General features: G+C 69.1%; 15 protein-coding genes. 10 read left to right on the forward strand and 5 right to left on the reverse strand.

The window, feature by feature from the left end; genetic code table 11:
- The first annotated feature begins 62 nt into the window (after nucleotides 1–62).
- Nucleotides 63–290, forward strand: coding sequence for a DUF7556 family protein (locus ACNTAO_RS06935; RefSeq protein WP_435161237.1), 228 nt, complete (start codon nucleotides 63–65; stop codon nucleotides 288–290).
- A 42-nt stretch (nucleotides 291–332) separates the two neighbouring features.
- On the opposite strand, the gene ACNTAO_RS06940 is transcribed toward ACNTAO_RS06935, so the two are convergent.
- The 3 genes from ACNTAO_RS06940 to ACNTAO_RS06950 form a co-directional block, all read right to left on the reverse strand.
- The gene (locus ACNTAO_RS06940; RefSeq protein WP_435161238.1) at nucleotides 333–1235 is read right to left on the reverse strand and encodes a ketopantoate reductase family protein; all 903 of its coding nucleotides are present in this window, start codon (nucleotides 1233–1235) and stop codon (nucleotides 333–335) included.
- A gap of 69 nt (nucleotides 1236–1304) precedes the next feature.
- A complete protein-coding gene (locus tag ACNTAO_RS06945; RefSeq protein ID WP_435161239.1) occupies nucleotides 1305–2522 on the reverse strand; it encodes a pyridoxal-phosphate dependent enzyme in 1218 nt (405 codons plus the stop codon).
- Nucleotides 2523–2525: 3 nt separating this feature from the next.
- Nucleotides 2526–3482 (reverse strand): succinylglutamate desuccinylase/aspartoacylase family protein, encoded by a 957-nt coding sequence (locus ACNTAO_RS06950; protein WP_435161240.1) that lies wholly within the window; start codon nucleotides 3480–3482, stop codon nucleotides 2526–2528.
- Nucleotides 3483–3519: 37 nt separating this feature from the next.
- Here ACNTAO_RS06950 and ACNTAO_RS06955 point away from each other — a divergent pair, with 37 nt between their 5' ends.
- A complete protein-coding gene (locus ACNTAO_RS06955) occupies nucleotides 3520–4911 on the forward strand; it encodes an MFS transporter (RefSeq protein WP_435161371.1) in 1392 nt (463 codons plus the stop codon).
- A 138-nt stretch (nucleotides 4912–5049) separates the two neighbouring features.
- Nucleotides 5050–5847 (forward strand): helix-turn-helix transcriptional regulator, encoded by a 798-nt coding sequence (locus tag ACNTAO_RS06960; RefSeq protein ID WP_435161241.1) that lies wholly within the window; start codon nucleotides 5050–5052, stop codon nucleotides 5845–5847.
- Between the two features lie 263 nt (nucleotides 5848–6110).
- On the opposite strand, the gene ACNTAO_RS06965 is transcribed toward ACNTAO_RS06960, so the two are convergent.
- Nucleotides 6111–6644, reverse strand: a complete 534-nt coding sequence (locus tag ACNTAO_RS06965) for an inorganic diphosphatase (RefSeq protein WP_435161242.1) — start codon at nucleotides 6642–6644, stop codon at nucleotides 6111–6113.
- A gap of 1184 nt (nucleotides 6645–7828) precedes the next feature.
- On the opposite strand from ACNTAO_RS06965, the gene ACNTAO_RS06970 reads away from it, so the two are divergent.
- The 6 genes from ACNTAO_RS06970 to ACNTAO_RS06995 all read left to right on the forward strand — a co-directional run bounded on the left by ACNTAO_RS06970 (nucleotide 7829) and on the right by ACNTAO_RS06995 (nucleotide 15909).
- Entirely contained in the window at nucleotides 7829–8356 is a 528-nt protein-coding gene (locus tag ACNTAO_RS06970) for a rubrerythrin-like domain-containing protein (protein WP_435161243.1), read from the forward strand.
- A 60-nt stretch (nucleotides 8357–8416) separates the two neighbouring features.
- Nucleotides 8417–9292, forward strand: coding sequence for an NAD-dependent epimerase/dehydratase family protein (locus ACNTAO_RS06975; protein WP_435161244.1), 876 nt, complete (start codon nucleotides 8417–8419; stop codon nucleotides 9290–9292).
- A gap of 51 nt (nucleotides 9293–9343) precedes the next feature.
- Nucleotides 9344–11086, forward strand: a complete 1743-nt coding sequence (locus ACNTAO_RS06980) for a hydantoinase B/oxoprolinase family protein (RefSeq protein ID WP_435161245.1) — start codon at nucleotides 9344–9346, stop codon at nucleotides 11084–11086.
- Entirely contained in the window at nucleotides 11083–13128 is a 2046-nt protein-coding gene (locus ACNTAO_RS06985) for a hydantoinase/oxoprolinase family protein (RefSeq protein WP_435161246.1), read from the forward strand. Before ACNTAO_RS06980 ends, ACNTAO_RS06985 begins: the two co-directional genes overlap by 4 nt.
- A 62-nt stretch (nucleotides 13129–13190) precedes the next feature.
- Entirely contained in the window at nucleotides 13191–14291 is a 1101-nt protein-coding gene (locus ACNTAO_RS06990; RefSeq protein WP_435161247.1) for a guanosine monophosphate reductase, read from the forward strand.
- A 322-nt stretch (nucleotides 14292–14613) separates the two neighbouring features.
- Nucleotides 14614–15909: an NRAMP family divalent metal transporter gene (locus ACNTAO_RS06995; protein ID WP_435161372.1), complete on the forward strand. Its 1296-nt coding sequence runs from the start codon at nucleotides 14614–14616 to the stop codon at nucleotides 15907–15909.
- A 52-nt stretch (nucleotides 15910–15961) separates the two neighbouring features.
- Here ACNTAO_RS06995 and ACNTAO_RS07000 read toward each other — a convergent pair whose 3' ends face one another.
- Nucleotides 15962–16255 (reverse strand): DUF7533 family protein, encoded by a 294-nt coding sequence (locus ACNTAO_RS07000; protein ID WP_435161248.1) that lies wholly within the window; start codon nucleotides 16253–16255, stop codon nucleotides 15962–15964.
- 92 nt (nucleotides 16256–16347) lie between these two features.
- Between ACNTAO_RS07000 and ACNTAO_RS07005 the strand changes: the two genes are divergently transcribed.
- Complete coding sequence (locus ACNTAO_RS07005) at nucleotides 16348–17022, forward strand: riboflavin synthase (RefSeq protein WP_435161249.1); 675 nt, start codon at nucleotides 16348–16350, stop codon at nucleotides 17020–17022.
- The last annotated feature ends 12 nt before the right edge of the window (nucleotides 17023–17034 follow it).

Raw genomic sequence — 17034 nt, forward strand, 5'->3', positions numbered from 1 at the left:
GACGTCGGGTCCGCAGACGGTGGTTCGCAACGGTTTTATACGAGTGTGAACAACTGTCATACATGTCACGGAGGTCCACTCCCTGGGACGACCCGGATCCCGACCGTCGCCGGACGGGACTGCCGACCGACGGCCCCGGACGGGAGGTGACGCCCACCTCGGCGGACGTGATGGCGTCCATCGACGCCTCGGCGTCGCGACCGGAACTCGTGATCGCCGACGTCTCGCGGGAGAACGCGTGGCTCTCCGTCGACGAGCAGAGCGCGACCGTCCTCGAAGAGTGGTGTTGAGCGAACCATCCCGCCGGTCGCAGTGGCCAGTCCGACCACCGCTCACGACCCGTCGAGATCCCTGCTCGCTTCCCACGCCTCGAGTAGCGACGCGATCGTCCGACAGGTCGGGACCGACACGCCGTGGTCATCGGCGCGCGTCGTGATCGCCCCGTAGAGCGCCTCGACCTCCGTTCGCCGTCCGGCGTCGACGTCCGCACGCATCGAAGCGTGGTTCGCTGCCGTGGCGTCTGCGACCGTCTCGAGCGCCTCGACTGCCTCCGTCTCCGTCAGTGAGACACCACCCGCCCGAGCGACGCGTGCCACCTCCCGGGCCGCCTCGGTCGCCGCCTCCCGTCCGGGACCCGACATCGTCTCGCCGTTCGTGGTTCGCGCCAGCGCAGACGGGCCGTTGAGTCCAGCGTTGACCGCGAGCTTCGTGAACCGTCGGCGAGGCATGTCCGTGGCCGCGGTCGCTTCGATACCGGCGTCGGCGAACGCGGCCGCGACCCGTGCGGCGAGTGGGCTCTCGCCGCCCGCTATCGATCCGAGACTCACCGTCCCGACGCCGGTACACCGCACCTGCCCGGGCTCGAGCAGTCGGGCGCCGTAGCTCGTCGTGCCGGCGAGCACGGGTGGGTCGAGCGACGCGACGAGTCGCTCCTCGGTGAGGCCGTTCTGGAGCGAACACACCACCTCGTACTCGCCGGTCGAGAGCGCGCGGGCAGCGGCGTCGGTGTCGTACGCCTTCGTCGTCACGAGCGCGACGGTCGCAGAGCGGTGGTAGCCGTCGGTCAGCGCTCGTGGGTGGACGGTCGTCTCGATCGCCCCCTCGACGTGTAACCCGTCGTCGCGGATTCGGCGCATGTGCGGGTCGCGCCCGACGAGGGTCACGTCGTGGGCTCGCGCGAGGAGCCCGCCAACGAGACTCCCCAAGGCGCCGGCACCGTAGACGAGCACCTCCATGCTCGATCGGAGACGCCGGGCGCGAAAAGGCGTATCGGTGGCTCCGGTGGGTCGAATTGACGAGCCCGCTCAGGTTTTCAGTCCACTCCCGGTCAGCGGCACCACCACGTCCTCGTCGGGGGCGATCGCCCCGCGGTCACGGAGCATCTCGAGCGCAGCCGGGGCGACCGCACACGTCGGCTCGGTGTAAAAGCCCGCGGCGTGGAGTCGGTCGAGTGCCGCGTCGCCGGCCGCCTCGGTCACCGCGACCGCGTCACCGCCCGTCTCGGTCACGGCCGTGCGGAGCGCCGAGAGTCGGACCGGCTCGGCGATCTGGATCCCGTCTGCGGCCACGTTGCGGTCGTCTGCCGGGGTCGCCTCCTCGGGGCCGTGGAGGGCGCGGACGAGCGGAGCGACTCCGGCCGCCTGGGCCGCGTACAGCCGCGGGCACGCGTCGATCCAGCCGGCCCGCGCGAGCCGTTCGAACCCCCAGTGTGCGCCGAGCAGGAGGGTGCCGTGACCGACTGGGACCACGACCGCGTCGGGAGCCGACCAGTCGCGCTGGTGGGCGATCTCGTAGGCGACCGTCGCGGTCCCCTCGAAGAACGCCGGGTTCCACGCGTGGCTCGCGTACCACGCGCCACCCGTCGCGTCGTCCGTCGCGTCACTCGTACCTGTAGCTACGTCGGGTGCGCCCTCGACCGCATCGATACACGCCTCGGTGACGGCTCGACGGCCGCCTTCGATTCGAACCGGCGTCGCGCCCGCCCGACGGATCGCACGAAGCTTCGCCGGCTTCACGTCCGCGGGAACGTACACCTCGGCGTCGATGCCCGCGCGGGCGGCGTACGTCGCGATCGCGGCACCCGCGTTGCCCGAGGAGTCCTCGACGACGCGGTCGACGCCGAGTTCGCGGGCGCGCGTGAGCGTCGTCGTCGCGCCCCGGTCTTTGAACGATCCCGTGGGGAACACGTACTCGAGTTTGAACGCGGCGTCCCACTCGGGCGCGTCGACGAGCGGCGTCGCCCCTTCGCCGAGCGTCACGCGGTCTCGTGGGTCGTCGCCGACCGCGAGAAACGGTGCGAACGACCACAACCCCGCGCGAGCGTCGAGTGCCGACGGCTCCGGCGGTCCCGTCGACGGGATCGGTGGGGAGTCGAATCGGAGCGGAGCGCCGCATCGACACCGCCATCGATCGTCGACGACCGTGCCGCAATCTGGGCACGCGAGTGACCTCGGGGGAGCGGCGTCGCGCTCGTCGGTCGAGGCGGTGTCCGCGACCGCGTGGTCGTCGATCGGGTCGGTCATCGCTCAGTACCGATCGACGTTCGTTCCGACCGAACAGACGTACTCGCCGGCCGCGACCTGGGGGAGACGGCGGGTTCGCCAGAAGACCCCGTCGGCGTCGGCCGTCACCCGGCCTCGTCGTTCGCCGAAGGCGTCGGTCACGGTAAAGAGGCTGTCGCCGGCGGTCACGCGCTCGCCGAGGTCGGCCTCGAACCGGACGAGCCCGCCGGCCGGCGCGCCGTACTGGTCGAATCCTCGGGCGCGGGTCTGTGACTCGGGAGTCACCTCACCCGGGAGGAAGCCGTAGTAGCGCAGGACGTTGAACAGCCCGTCGACGCCGTACTGGATCGACTCCTCGTCCCAGCCGACGCAGCCGCCGAGCTCCGGGTCTATCGTCGGGATCCCCTGGTCGGGCCCTGCCCGTGCCAACTGCCCGTCCGGTCCCTTGATGTCGAGGACGTGCCCACAGCCGAACACCTTCGCGAGTTCGAGACAGTCGCCGTGGAGGTGGTGGCGCACGCCACACCGCACCCGCGTCTCGTTTATCATCCGGCTCGTCGACCCCTGGTGGAGGTCGACGATGAAGTCGGCGCGCTTGGCGACCTGAAACGTCTCGTGGGCGATTCGCTCGCTCGTCGTTCCCTCCGGGTCACCCGGATATCCGCGGTTCATCTTGCGGTCGTCGACGGGGTTCCGGTGTTCGGCGACTTGGAACGCGAAGTAGTTCACGATGCCGACGACGAGGATCTCACCGGAGAGGTCGGCCGGGTCGACCTGCGGGACGACGCGGCGAATCACACCGAGCCCGTTGAGCTCGTCGCCGTCACTGACCGCCTGCGCGTAGAGCGTCTGGCCCTCCTCGGCGCCGTTGATCACGGCTACGGGGAGCCGAACCGGGCTCCCGTCCCGCGTCTCGCCGACCTCGAGACGACCCGTGGCCGTCTCTCCGGGCGGCGCCCGCGCCGTTCCCAGCGTAATCATTACCGAATCCTGGGTCGGCGGGGCCTTTATCGGTTCGATTCGCCCGCCGAACCGGTACCCCGGTGGATTCAAGCAGTCGCCGGGCGAGCGATCGTCTATGACCGGTGCCGGCGACGTCGACCTCCTCGACCCGTTCCGGCAGCTTCGTGCGTTCCCGCGGGACGTGCTCGTGTTGTCGCTCGCGATGTTCGCGTTCAGCCTCGGGTTTCAGATGACGGGCCGGTACCTCCCCGAGTACCTCACCACGCTCGGCGCGAGCGCGTTCGTCGTCGGCCTCTACGGCACGCTCGGCAACGTCGTCGGAGCGGTGTACCCGTATCCCGGTGGACGCCTCTCGGACCGGATCGGGTCGCGGGTCGCGCTCACGCTGTTCGGGGTGGCCTCGAGTCTCGGCTTTCTCGTCTGGCTCGTCGCGCCGGCGGCCGGGACGATCCGGATCGCCGGGGTCGCGATCGAGCCGTGGGGCTGGATCTTCGTGGGGCTCCTGCTCGCACAGGCGTGGAAGTCGTTCGGGCTCGGGGCGACGTTCGCCGTCGTCAAACAGTCGGTGCCGCCGGACCGACTCGCCCGTGGCTTCGCGAGCACGGAGGTCTTCCGCCGCACCGCGTTCCTTCTCGGTCCGCTGCTCGCTGCGGGGATCCTGTACGGCACCGCGACGTTCACCGCCGGATTCCGGGCGATCCTCGCGGTCGCCGTCGGAGCCGGTGTGCTCGCCACGGTCGCACAACACCGGCTGTACGACGCGAGCGAAGACACGATCGGCGACGAGTTCGCGGGCGTCACAGACGTCGTCGCAGACCTTCGCGGGCTCCCGTCGGCGCTTCGGCCGCTCCTCGTCGCCGACACGCTCGTGCGGTTTGCCAACGGGATGGTGTACGTCTTCTTCGTGCTCGTCGTGACCCAGCTGCGTGAGGTGGGCGTCTCGGCTCTCGGGATCACGCTCTCGCCGCCGGTGTTCTTCGGCGTGCTCTTGGCCATCGAGATGGTCGTCGCGCTCGTGTCGATGCCGCCGGCGGCTCGACTCGCCGAGGTCGTCGGGCTCACACCGGTCGTCGCGCTCGGATTCGCGGTGTACGCGACGTTCCCCGTCCTGTTGATCCTCGCGCCGGCGGACCCGCTCGTCTTCGGGCTCCTGTTCGCGTTCTCGGGGCTGCGGTTCGCGGGCTTGCCCGCACACAAGGCGCTCATCGTCGGCCCGGCGGAGGCCGGTGGCGGCGGGCGGGTGTCCGGGTCGTACTACCTCGTCCGCAACGCGGTCGTGATCCCGAGTGCCGCACTCGGCGGGCTGTTGTATGGGGGGGTCACGCTCCCGGTGGGGGTCGAAGTCGGCGGCGATCCGGTGCTCGCGTTCGGTACGGCGAGCGCGATCGGGCTCGTCGGCGTGGCGTACTTTCTGTTGTTCGGCGAAGAGTACGACGCGTACTCGTGAGTGATTCGAGCCTGTGGTGTCGACCGCGATCGGGTAGTGACCGTGAGCGGGCATCGACTGTGAGCGAGTTCGATCGGTAGACCAGTACCGGTCTGACGACACGATTATTGACCCGCCGGTCGTACGTGGTGACGACAGATGGCGTCCGACACCGGCACCGACGACGCACAGTACCTCGCCGGCTCGCCGGTGCGGGTTGCGATCCTCCGGACACTCGACCGTGAGCCGCGCCGGCCGGCGGCGATCACCGAGGCGGTCGACGCAACCCGAACGACCGTCGGGCGAATCCTCTCGGGGTTCAGAGAGCGGAACTGGGTGGTCAAACGAGACGGGGCGTACCGACTGACGCCGACCGGCGAGCGGGTCCACGATGCGTACGAAACGCTCCTCGGGGAGATCGAGCGAGCCGACCACTACGGTCAGTTCGCTGCCGAGTTAGAGCGGGTCGGGGCCGGATTCCCGGCGGCAGGGCTCGAGAGCGGCACGCTTACCGCCGCGACCGACCGTGACCCGTTTGCGGCACTCGACCAAGTGATCGAGTTGGTTCGGGCGGCCGGCGGATCGCAGGTCCGCGCGGTCTCACCGATCGTCACCGCACAGTACAACGAGGCGGCCGCGACCGCCCTCGAGCGTGGCGCAAGCGTCGAACTTGTCGTCGACCGCGACGTGGTCGAGACGTCCGTCGCGGAGTTCGGCCCCGCGACCGATCGGGCGCTCACCGACGACGACACGGACGTCTACGTCACCGCGGAGCCGATCGGCTACGGGCTGTTCCGCCGGGACGACCTCGCGTGTGTGATCGCTTACGACGCGTCGAACAACCCGCGGTGTGCACTCGAGTCGCGCGACCCGGTGGTGCTCGAGTGGGCCGACGACCGGTTCGAGCGGCTCGTCGAATCCGCGACGCCGTTGTCGACGGTCGTCGCAGAGTCGTGAGACGGGCGGCTACAAGCAGACAGCGCCCGACGCTGATGCGTCGTGACGGCGCCTGGTGACGCTCTCACCGATCGGAGCGGTCGTCGTCGGTGTCTCGACAGCCCTGCTCGTCCGGGTCGAAGTTCGTCGGGACGACCGTCGGGTGGTCGATACCGATCGAGGGGGTCGTGGCTGCCATGGTCTGTCGTTGAGTACGGGTTCCGCACCGAAAAAATTACCCATGCGCATAACACATCGGCGCGGGCGGCAGCGATGTGTGTGAGTTATTGAATGTGCTCGTCGTAGAGCGCCTGGGCGTGTTCGATCGCGTCGGTGGCCGCGGCTTTGTCCTCCCAGCCGAGCGTCTCGACTTGCTTGTCGGCCTCGAGGTTCTTGTACGTCGAGAAGAACTCGTCTATCTCGTCGCAGATCTGTTGGGGGATGTCCTCGAGGTCGTCGATGTGGTCGAACCGGGGGTCTTCCGTCGGGACCGCGATCACCTTGTCGTCTTGTTCGCCGTCGTCGTCCATCCGCATCAGCGCGACCGGGCGCGCCTCGATGACACAGCCGGGGAAGGTGGCGTCTTCGACGAGCACCATGACGTCGAAGGGATCCTCGTCGTCGTAGTACGACTGCGGGATGAAGCCGTAGTCGTACGGGTAGTGGACGTTCGAGTGGAGCACGCGGTCGAGGACGACGCCAGGGATGTCTTTGTCGTACTCGTACTTGTTGCGCTCGCCTTTCAGGCACTCGACGACGGCGTAGATCTCTTCGGGGGCGTTCGGGCCCGTCTCGAGGTCTTCCCAGAGGTTCACCATGTGTCCGTCACTCTGCGTAAGGCGTGCAAAATCCTTTCGGGATTGGGTGCCGGGCGAGGGGGACGTCGTCGAGGTCGATCGGCCCCCGAGCGCGTCGGTCGAGCCCCGAACGCGTCGACCGGGCCCCGAACGCGTCGATCGGTCGGCTCGCTCGTACTGTGTAAATGGCAGTGTGACCGAGACGACTCCATACGCCAGAGATGGTTGGGTGGCCAAGACGACTCCATACGCCAGAAATAGTCGAGTGACCGAGACGACTCCATACGCCAGAAATAGTCGAGTGGCCGAGACGACTCCATACGTCAAAAAGAGCCGAGTGACCGAGATGACTCCATACGTCAAAAAGAGCCGGGTGACCGAGATGACTCCATACGTCAAAAAGAGCCGGGTGACCGAGATGACTCCGCGACACCCGGACACCAGTTGTGCCACACCCTCCCCAGCCGACTCACTCGTCGCCCACGGGCGACTCGTTCGTCCCTCGCACGCGCTCATGAGCACGCCTTCGGCGGCTCATGAGGCGCGCGCCACCGCAGTGGGGGTGTGTGACCGAGCTACTCCCGAACGGCCGTGGCGTACCCGACCACGCGACGTCGAAAAATCCGCCGATGGCGCGCGCCTCGCGAGGTCGCCGCAGGCGGCCTTGCGAGCGCGTGCGAGGGATGAGCGAGGTGGCGAAGCCACCGAGCGAATCGGCTGGGGAGGGTGTGGCTGTAACTGGTGCCCGGATGTCGCGCGGTCGTAGTGTTCACGCTGGTACCGTCACAGTCGTATAGAATCGGCTGGGGAGGGGGTGGCCCAACTGGTGCCCGGCTGTCGTGCGGTCGTCGCGTCGATCACGAACCCACCAACTACGTATGTGAGCGAATCGGCTGAGGAGGGTGTGGCGGTAACTGGTGTCCGGATGTCGCGCGGTCGTAGTGCTCACGCTGGTACCGTCACAGTCGTATAGAATCGGCTGGAGAGGGTGTGGCTGTAACTGGTGCCCGGATGTCGCGCGGTCGTAGTGTTCACGCTGGTACTGTCACAGTCGTATCGAATCGGCCCGAGAGGGGGTGGCCCAACTGGTGCCCGGGTGTCGCGCGGGCGACGCGGCCGCGGACGACACCGCTCCACGGATCGACCCCGTACCGCGCTGAGACGGCCGGCGACAGTGTTATTGTGTACCATACCCAATATCGAGTATGGATGGTCGCGAACAGCCGATCAACCAGATCATGACGCAGCCGGTCCGGTCGGTCACGCCGGAGACGCCCGTGCGCGACGTGGCCACGATCGTGCTCGACGAGTCGATCGGGTCCGTCGTCGTCGGGGAGGCAGACGGAATCGTGACGAAGACCGACCTCGTCGAAGGGATCGACCGCGGTCGGCTCGACGCCCCCGCCAAGGCCCTCATGACCTCGCCGGTGGTGACCGTCTCCCCGGAAGCCGACGTACAGACCGCGATCGACCACATGGACGCGTACGAGATCAAGCGACTCGTCGTCGAGGCGGACACGACCGTCGGCGTCGTGAGCACGACGGACATCCGGCGGGCGCTCGGTCCGGACGACGGGCAGCCGCCTGACGTGTTCGCGGGGACGGCCGTGACCGAGGGGACGAACACCTACGAGTGCGTGTCGTGTGGCGAGCGCGCGAGCGCAGCGAGCAAGCCCGGCACGTGTCCCGCCTGTGGGGCACCGATGCGAAACATCACCATGCCCCGGAACTGACGGCCACACCGGAGGTGACCCCTGTGTTTACGTGAGGGGGCGGTCTCTACCCCGACGACCATGCGCGTACTCATCACCGGCGCGAACGGAACGGTCGGCAGCGCCATCCTCGAGGAACTCGGCGACGACGACCGATACGAGTTCACCCCGCTCGACGTGGAGCCACACCCGGACCGAGAGACGGCCGTCGGCGACGTCACCGACCTCGACTCGCTCCGTGCACACGTCGAGGGCCACGACGCGGTGATCCACCTCGCGGCCGCCGTCGACCTCAGCGGCTCGTGGGAGACGATCCTCGAGACGAACGTGATCGGGACCTACAACGTGCTCCAGGCCGCCGCCGAGGCGAACGTCGAACGAGTCCTGTTCGCCTCGTCGATCCACACGGTCGGGATGTACGAGATAGAACGAGCACCAGAACTGTACGACCCCGACGACGACCTCGTCGTCTCACACACCGATCCGGTCCGACCGGACAGCTTCTACGGGCTCTCGAAGGTGTTCGGCGAGGCGGCCGGACGGCTCTTCGTCGAGAGTCGAGAGAACCCGCTCGGCGAGCTCCACCCGACGTACGTGACGAACACCCGAGATGCCCCGCAGCGGTTCTATGCGCTGCGGATCAAGACCGTGCTCGGCGACGCGTACGACCACCCGTACGGCCTCGCGGAGATGGGCGTCGACGAGGGGTGGTGGGAGCGCGGAAGCGACGAGTACGCGTACATGGCCGACCGGCTCAAGTGTACGTGGCTCTCACACCGCGACCTCGGCCGGCTCGTCGACCGGTGTCTCACGGACGACACCGTCACGTACGACGTGTTCTGGGGCGTCAGCGACAACGACGGCACCTGGGTCGACGCCACCCACGCCCGCGAGGTGCTCGGGTACGACCCCCGAGACAACGGCGCCGAGTGGGACGCCCCGCCGGTGACCGAGTGACGGAGGATCCGCGGGGAATACGCTTTTGACGGCCGGGTGGACAGACGGTGTATGGTAGACACTGGGACGCTCGAAGTGTTCCGACACTCGCTCAAGAGCGTCGTCGAAGAGATGGGCGTCACGCTCCAACGGACCGCCTACTCGACGAACATCAAGATCCGGCGCGACCACACGTGTGCGCTGTTCGACGCGGACCTCCGCCACGTCGCTCAACACGACGTGGCGCCCCAACACATCGGCTCGCTCGTCTCGGTCGTTCCCCGTCTCGTCCCCGAGTGGGAAGACCGACTCGAACCCGGCGACGGCATCCTCGTCAACGACCCCTACGAGGGGGCGGTCCACCTCCCGGACGTGATGCTCATCTCGCCGCTGTACCACGACGACCGGATCGTCGGCTACGCCGCCAACTCCGCACACCACGTCGACATCGGCGGCGGCACGCCGGGTGGGATCCCGAACGACAGCACCGAGCTGTACGCCGAGGGGATGGTCATCCCGGGCGTGCGAGCGGTCTCCGACTGGACGTACGACGAGAACGTGCTCGGACTGATCCTCCGAAACGTCCGCGAGCCGTCGATGCGACGGGGCGACTACCAGGCGCAACTGGGTGCGAACCGGATCGCCGACGAGCGCGTGTCGGCGCTGTACGACACGCGCGGCACGGAGGCGGTCGAGACCGCCCTCGACGACCTCCTCGCGTACACCGAACGGCGGGTCCGCGCCGCCATCGAGTCGCTCCCAGACGGCACGTACACCGCCAGCGACGAGATGGACGGCGACGGAGTCACCGACGAGCCCGTCACGCTCGCGCTCACGCTGACCGTCGACGGCGACGAGCTGACGATCGACTTCACCGGCACCGCGGCGGAGAACGAGGGGCCGTTGAACTGCACGCCGGCGATGGCGTTCGCCGGGACGATGGCGGTCGTCATGGCGTTCCTCGGCGAGGACCTCCCGAAGAACGACGGCTTCTACCGACCGATCGAGACGATCACGCCGGCCGGCACGATGGTGAACCCCTCGCGCGACCGACCGGTGGCCGGCGGGTGGGAGATCGCGATGCGCGCCGGCGACCTCGTCACCAAAGCGTTCACCGAGGCCGTCCCCGAGGCGACCATCGCCGCGACGAAGGGAATCGTCTGTAACGTCGCCTACGGCGGCGACGACCCCCGCGACGACGGGGCGTACGTCTACTACGAGACCGTCGCTGGCGGGTACGGTGCCCGCGCCGACATCGACGGCATGGACGCGGTCCAGACGCACTTTCAGAACACGGCCAACAGCCCCATAGAGGAGCTCGAAGCCGAGCTGCCGGTTCGCGTCCGTCGGTACGAACTCGTCGCCGACTCCGAGGGCGCGGGCCGAACGCGCGGGGGGCTCGGCGTCCGCCGCGACCTGGAGTTCTACGACCACGAGGCGTCGTTCTCGTTGCTCACCGACCGGACCGAGTCGCGGCCGTGGGGCGTCTTCGGCGGTCACGCGGCCCGCCCGGCGCGATTCTACCGGAACCCTGAGACGGCCGAGGAGACGACGCTCGCCTCGAAGTCGACGACGACGCTCGACCCCGGCGACGTGGTGAGCGTCCAGACGCCGGGCGGTGGCGGGTACGGCGACCCGCTCGAGCGCGACCCGGAGGCCGTCCTCGAGGACGTCCGCGACGGGAAGGTCTCTGTCGCGAGAGCTGAGGGGGCGTACGGCGTCGTCGTCGCCGACGGCGAGCTCGACGCGGCCGCGACGGAGCGCTGTCGGGCCGCGCGTCGCAACGCGACGACCGATGGAGGTGACCGACCGTGAGCGTCCGGATCGGCGTCGACACCGGCGGCACGTTCACCGACGTCGTCCTCTACGACGCGGCGGCAAACGCCGTGTACACGACGAAGACGCCGTCGACGCCGGGGGCGTTCGACGAGGGCGTGTTGAACGGCATCGACAAGATCCTCGCGGAGACCGGCGTCGATCCCGCGCGCGTCTCGTACCTCAGTCACGGCACCACCGTGGGAACGAACGCGGTGCTCGAAGGCGAGTTCCCGGACCTCGGGTTGATAACGAACGAGGGACTCCGTGACGTCCTCGAGATCGGCGACCAGACGCGGCCGTCGCTGTACGACCTCCAGGCAGAGACGCCGCCGAGCCTGGTCGACAGACGCCACCGGTACGGGGTTCCAGGGCGTATCGGTGCCGACGGCGCCGTCGTCGACGAGCTCGACGAGGCGGCGGTTCGTGCGGCTGCCCGCGACCTCGCGGCAGCCGACGTCGACTCGGTCGTCGTCTCGCTTCTGTTCTCGTACGTGACCGACGACCACGAGCGACGGATCGGCGAGCTGATCGAGTCCGAGACGGACCTCGACTACGCGCTCTCGTCGGCCGTCTACCCGGAGACGCGCGAGTACGACCGAACCGTCACCACCGTGTTGAACGAGGCGGTGAAGGTGACGATCGAAGACTACCTGCGTCGGCTCGACGACGGCGTGCGAGCGCGTGGCATCGACGCCCCGTTGAACGTGATGCACTCCGGCGGCGGCATATTCGGCACGGCGCAGGCGCGCGAGTTCGCGCTTCGAACCGTGCTCTCGGGCCCGGCGGCCGGCGCGGTCGCCTGTCGAGACGTCGCTCGGGCGGAGGATATCCCACACGCGATCGGCCTCGACATGGGCGGGACGAGCGCCGACGTGAGCATCGTCGAAGAGGGCGACATCGTCCGCTCGACGGAGGGAGAGATAAACGACCTCCCGATCAACACCCCGCTCGTCGACATCAACACCGTCGGTGCCGGCGGCGGGAGCATCGCGTGGATCGACGACGCTGGCGGGCTCAGGGTGGGACCGAGGTCGGCGGGTGCCGACCCCGGACCGATTTGTTACGGCCGTGGCGGGACACAGCCGACGGTGACCGATGCCAACCTCGTGCTCGGTCGTATCGACCCAGGTGGGTTCCTCGAGAGCGACGTCGACGACGCGGTCGAGACCGCACGCGAGCGGTGTACCGAGGTGATAGCCGAGCCGCTCGGCGTGTCGCTCGAGGAGGCGGCGACGAGCGTCGTCCAGATCGCGAACGCGAAGATGACCCGAGAGATCCGCCGCGTTACCGTCGAGCGGGGACGTGACCCGAGCGACTTCTCGCTCGTCGCCTTCGGCGGCGCGGGGCCGCTCCAGGCGGCGGCGATCGCGAAGCAGATGCAGATGGAGTCGCTCGTCGTCCCGCGGAGCCCGGGGGTGTTCTCGGCGCGGGGGCTGCTCCTCGCGGACGTTCGCATGGACGAATCGCGCGCGTACGCCGGACGCGACCGCGACCCCGACCGAATCGTCGGCGAACTCGAGACGCTCACCGAAACGCTCGAATCGCGGTTCAACGCGCAGGGATTCGACGCGGACGCGGTGTCGTACACCCACCAGCTCGACCTCCGGTACGAGGGGCAGGCATACGAGCTCACCGTGCCGCTCCCGGAGGACGCGCTCGACACAGGGGCCGTCGAGACCGCAATGGATCGGTTCCACACCCACCACGAGCGACGATACGGGTACGCGATGCCCACGGAGCCGCTGGAACTCGTGACGCTTCGCGTCGCCGGCACGGTAGAGACGCCGCCGCTGTCCGACCCGGTCGCTGGGTCCGACGGACCGACCGTCGTTGGCGAGCGGTCGGTGTACTTCGACGACCGTGGCTACCTCGAGACGCCGATCGTCGACCGGGAGGCGCTCGCCGTCGACGACGAGTTCGAGGGCCCGGCGATCGTCGAGGAGCCCGGCTGTACCAGTCTGCTCCCGCCGGATGCGACGGCCGTCGTCTCGGCGGACGGAAACCTTCGAGTGACGCTGCCCGCCGAGACGGACGAGTGAGGTCGGTCATCCCCACAGATCGAGGGGGTTAAGCCGACGAGCGCCCATGGCTTTGAGGGGAAATGAACGACTTACGAACCGGACTGAGCTACGGTGACGTCCTCTTGATCCCGCATCGATCACCCGTCGACAGCCGGAGCGACGTCGACCTCTCGACGAATTTCACGCCGTCTGTCGACCTTGAGACGCCGCTCGTGTCGGCCGCGATGGACACCGTCACCGAGGCCGACCTGGCGATCGCGCTCTCGCAGGCCGGCGGGCTCGGGGTGCTCCACCGATTCTTGACGCCCGACGAACAGGCCGCACAGGTCGAAACGGTGACCGCGGCGGACGAGCAGGTCGCCGCCGCCGTCGGGATCAACGAGGACCACGTCGCCCGCGCCGAGGCAGTCGTCGCAGCCGGCGTCGACGCGCTGGTCGTCGACGTGGCTCACGGGCACCTCGAGCGGACGCTGTCGGTCGTCACAGAGCTCGACCAGGCGTTTCCGGAGACCGACCTCGTCGCCGGCAACGTCGCGACGCCCGCGGGCGTCGAAGACCTCGCAGCCGCGGGTGCCGACTGCGTCAAGGTGGGGATCGGCCCGGGGTCACACTGCACGACGCGGAAGGTCGCCGGGGCCGGCGTCCCACAGCTCACCGCCGTCGACGACTGCGCGACGGCCGCCGACGCGGCTGGCGTGACCATCTGTGCAGACGGCGGCGTCCGGACCTCCGGCGACGCGGTGAAGGCGCTGATGGCGGGCGCCGACACGGTGATGCTGGGGAGTCTCTTCGCCGGAACCGCAGAGGCACCGGGAGCGGTCATCGAGGTCGACGGAACGCGGTACAAGCGCTCCCGCGGGATGGCGACGACGGCCGCCGCCGAAAAGCGCGACGACAAGGAGGCCGACGTGCGCGCAGACGAGGGCGTCGAGGCGCTGACTCCGTTCAAGGGACCGGTCGAAGACGTCGTCGGAGAGTTTACCGCGGGCATCCAGTCGGGGCTCTCGTACTGTGGCGGGCACACGATCGCCGCCGCCCGAGAGAAGGCCGAGTTCATCCGCGTCGCACCCAGCGCGAAGGCCCGCGAGGGATACCACACCGACCACGACTGGGAGGGCGTGAGCGTCGAGAGTGAAGCGGCGGAGGACACGCCCGTTCGCGTCGCCGAGAGCGACGACTGACTCCAGGACACGGCCGAAGACGCTCTGACCGGTCCTCGCTCGCACGTCGGAGCGACGCCGAGACGACCCGCTCGCGAGCGACGCCGTCGGCGAGCGATCCCGTTTCAGAGCGTTTATTACTCTAAGATAGTACTGGGTGGTATGTCGAGCACACCGCGGTCGTCGTCCGCCACGCCGACCAGATCGGAGCGCGTCGACGCCGCACTCGAGAGCGAGACGAGCGAGAGAGGCGTGTCGCTCACGCCACGTAGCACCGACCGCCGACGCCCTGAGGGGGGTGGCTGAGGTGGCGACGAGCGGTCTCCGCGGTCGGCTCACCGACATGGGGCCGGCGTGGCTCGCGGGAGCGATCGCCGCCGGGCCGGCGACGATCAGCGCGCTCGTCGCCGCCGGCGTCGGCTACGGCTACGACCTCCTCTGGGTCGTCGTTCTCTCGGCACCGGCGGGATTCGTCTCCCTGCTGCTCGCGGCACAGCTCGCGACGCGGACCGAACACGGGATCGTCCGCGTCGTCGAGCGTCGGCTCGGGAGCCGGTGGGCCTGGCTGCTCGTCGTCGACACGGTCGTCGTCTGCGGTGTCGCCCAGCTTCTTATCATGAAAGGACTCGCCGACGTGTCGGCGTCGCTGTTCGGGCTCGACGCGCGTGTGTGGGGCGTGTTCTGGGCGGCAGTGCTAGCCGTCGGGCTCGCTGGGGGTGGCTACCGAGTCGCCGAACTCGGCGCGAAGGCGATCGTGTCGGCGGTCGTCCTCGTGTTCGTCGCGACGCTCGTCGTCGCACCACCGGACCTCGGTGCCGCCGCGAGCGGGCTCGTTCCGACGACGCCCCCGGGGGCGGCCGTCACCGCCGCCGGCGTCCTCGGCGGCGCCGTACACGTCACGCTGATCACGATGCACACCTACACCGTCCGCGCCCGCGGGTGGACCGCCGACGACGAGGGACTCGCACGATTCGACGCCGGGGCGTCGATGCTCGTCGCGTTCGGGACCTACAGCCTCGCGATATTCCTGGTCGTCGCGGGCACACTCGGCGGCGGAGACGTCGCCCCGCAGGCGGCCGCCGCAGCCCAGGCGCTGGCACCGACCGTCGGACCGGCCGCAGAGACCCTGTTTCTCGTCGGCATCCTCGGGGCGGCCGTCTCGACGCTCGGGGGCAACACCGTCGTCGCGCCGTTCCTCGTCGCGGACGCGTTGAAGTGGGAACCGGCGGTCTCGGACGGCCGGTACCGGACGCTGCTCGCGGCGACCGCGCTGGTGTCGGCCGCGGGAGCGTTCGTCGGCGGAAACTTCCTCCCGCTGCTCGTCCAAGCGCTGGCGCTCGGGCTCGCCGGGACGCCGTTCGCGCTCGCGTTGGTGATGGTGCTCTCGTACGACGTCCCGGGTGACCGTCCCGGGCCGCTCCTCTCGGCGGCGGGCACCGCCGTGCTCGCGGTCACGACGGTAACCGCCGGAAACGCGGTGCGTCAGACGGCGCTCGGGTTCCGCGACGGCGTCGATCCGGTGCCGGCGCTCGTCGTCGCCTTCGCCGTCGTACTCGGGCTCGCCACGCTCGCGCTCCTCGGACGGTTCGTGCGCGAACTCGTCGCCGATGCGGACACCACCCGCCAACCGGTCGATTGACCGTCGGTGACGTGGTCGACTCGGTCGCGCTCACCGCCCGACTCGGTCGCGCTCACCGCCCGTCTCGGCCGCGCTCACCGCCCGTCTCGTCGTCGGTCGGCTCTGCGCGTCCTGGCGTCTCCGATCGAAGCCGTGACGGCAGGAGGCCACGCAGCAACGAGCCGATCAGCCGGCCGGGATCGAGGAGGTACTGCGGGAGGACCACCATCGCGACGGCGACGACGAGGAGTCCACCGCCGAGCGCGACGTGCCCGTCGAGCAGACGCACGACCGCGTAGTTCGCGAGCGGCAGCGCGAACACGAGCGACGCTGCCAGCCCGATCGTATCGAGTACGCCGAGTCCCATCGACACCGTCCGTACCGCCCCCGCTGAGATAAGCCCACGGGAGGGGGCGGCGATCCCAGAACGGCTATCCGTCCCGAGGACCCACGACCGCTATGTTCACCGGCATCGTCGAGCGGACCGGGACGGTCCGTGCCCGAACCGAGACGGACGACGGCCTCCGGCTCCGCGTCGGGGTCGACGGGTTCGACGACCTCCACCACGGCCAGTCGATAAGCGTCAGCGGCGTGTGTCTGACCGTCGAAGCACACGGGGACGTCGCGGGCGACCCAGCGAGCGAGCCGGCGGGAGGTGGCGGCGCGGCGTCGACGGCGGACGGCGAGTCGTCGACCGAGCAGTGGTTCGAGGTGTTTCTCGCGAGCGAGACGGTCGCGAAGACGTACCTCGGTCGGGTCGCCGTCGGCGACCCGGTCAACCTCGAGCGCGCGATGCCCGCAGACGGGCGGTTCGACGGCCACGTCGTCCAAGGGCACGTCGACACGGTCGCGACGGTCCGCGCCGTCGAACAGGTCGGCGAGGACTGGCGATTTACGTTTTCGATTCCCGACGCACACGTCGACCACGTAGTCGACAAGGGCTCGGTGGCGATCGATGGCATCTCGCTCACGGTCGCAGCGACGGGCGCAACCGAGTTCGACGTCGCGATCATTCCAACGACGTACGAGCTGACGACGCTCTCGGAGAAAGCCGTCGGCGACCCGGTTCACCTCGAGGTCGACGTGATCGCGAAGTACGTCGAGACGATGCTCGAGGGGTACGTGGACCGCTGAGCGGGAACGGAC

The organism is Halorubrum zhoui (assembly GCF_051194155.1).
Lineage (GTDB): Archaea > Halobacteriota > Halobacteria > Halobacteriales > Haloferacaceae > Halorubrum.

Excerpts from the sequence above, each read along its gene's own strand:
- ACNTAO_RS06945 (WP_435161239.1), bottom strand. The coding sequence starts at position 2,522 with ATGACCGACCCGATCGACGACCACGCGGTCGCGGACACCGCCTCGACC.
- ACNTAO_RS07005 (WP_435161249.1), top strand. The coding sequence starts at position 16,348 with ATGTTCACCGGCATCGTCGAGCGGACCGGGACGGTCCGTGCCCGAACC.
- ACNTAO_RS06990 (WP_435161247.1), top strand. The coding sequence starts at position 13,191 with ATGAACGACTTACGAACCGGACTGAGCTACGGTGACGTCCTCTTGATC.
- ACNTAO_RS06935 (WP_435161237.1), top strand. The coding sequence starts at position 63 with ATGTCACGGAGGTCCACTCCCTGGGACGACCCGGATCCCGACCGTCGC.
- ACNTAO_RS06940 (WP_435161238.1), bottom strand. The coding sequence starts at position 1,235 with ATGGAGGTGCTCGTCTACGGTGCCGGCGCCTTGGGGAGTCTCGTTGGC.
- ACNTAO_RS06960 (WP_435161241.1), top strand. The coding sequence starts at position 5,050 with ATGGCGTCCGACACCGGCACCGACGACGCACAGTACCTCGCCGGCTCG.
- ACNTAO_RS06970 (WP_435161243.1), top strand. The coding sequence starts at position 7,829 with ATGGATGGTCGCGAACAGCCGATCAACCAGATCATGACGCAGCCGGTC.
- ACNTAO_RS06950 (WP_435161240.1), bottom strand. The coding sequence starts at position 3,482 with ATGATTACGCTGGGAACGGCGCGGGCGCCGCCCGGAGAGACGGCCACG.
- ACNTAO_RS06980 (WP_435161245.1), top strand. The coding sequence starts at position 9,344 with ATGGTAGACACTGGGACGCTCGAAGTGTTCCGACACTCGCTCAAGAGC.
- ACNTAO_RS06975 (WP_435161244.1), top strand. The coding sequence starts at position 8,417 with ATGCGCGTACTCATCACCGGCGCGAACGGAACGGTCGGCAGCGCCATC.
- ACNTAO_RS07000 (WP_435161248.1), bottom strand. The coding sequence starts at position 16,255 with ATGGGACTCGGCGTACTCGATACGATCGGGCTGGCAGCGTCGCTCGTG.
- ACNTAO_RS06965 (WP_435161242.1), bottom strand. The coding sequence starts at position 6,644 with ATGGTGAACCTCTGGGAAGACCTCGAGACGGGCCCGAACGCCCCCGAA.
- ACNTAO_RS06995 (WP_435161372.1), top strand. The coding sequence starts at position 14,614 with ATGGGGCCGGCGTGGCTCGCGGGAGCGATCGCCGCCGGGCCGGCGACG.